Genomic DNA, 648 nt, shown 5'->3' with positions numbered 1-648 from the left:
TGATCCGGCAAACAAACCACCGCTGGTAGCGGTGGTTTTTTTGTTTGCAAGCAGCAGATTACGCGCAGAAAAAAAGGATCTCAAGAAGATCCTTTGATCTTTTCTACGGGGTCTGACGCTCAGTGGAACGAAAACTCACGTTAAGGGATTTTGGTCATGAACAATAAAACTGTCTGCTTACATAAACAGTAATACAAGGGGTGTTATGAGCCATATTCAACGGGAAACGTCTTGCTCTAGGCCGCGATTAAATTCCAACATGGATGCTGATTTATATGGGTATAAATGGGCTCGCGATAATGTCGGGCAATCAGGAGCGACAATCTATCGATTGTATGGGAAGCCCGATGCGCCAGAGTTGTTTCTGAAACATGGCAAAGGTAGCGTTGCCAATGATGTTACAGATGAGATGGTCAGACTAAACTGGCTGACGGAATTTATGCCTCTTCCGACCATCAAGCATTTTATCCGTACTCCTGATGATGCATGGTTACTCACCACTGCGATCCCCGGGAAAACAGCATTCCAGGTATTAGAAGAATATCCTGATTCAGGTGAAAATATTGTTGATGCGCTGGCAGTGTTCCTGCGCCGGTTGCATTCGATTCCTGTTTGTAATTGTCCTTTTAACAGCGACCGCGTATTTCG

At 45.1% G+C, this 648-nt stretch carries 1 protein-coding gene; it reads left to right on the top strand.

Annotated elements, in window-relative coordinates; all coding sequences use genetic code 11:
* Window positions 1–205: 205 nt before the first annotated feature.
* A partial coding sequence (locus AB0C16_RS40220) for a phosphotransferase (protein ID WP_357691419.1) occupies window positions 206–648 on the top strand: 443 nt, incomplete at its 3' end.

It is taken from the genome of Nonomuraea sp. NPDC048916 (assembly GCF_040649575.1).
Lineage (GTDB): Bacteria > Actinomycetota > Actinomycetes > Streptosporangiales > Streptosporangiaceae > Nonomuraea.
The sequence above is the reverse complement of the archived record's forward strand: the minus strand, read 5'-3'. Positions and strand labels throughout refer to the sequence as shown.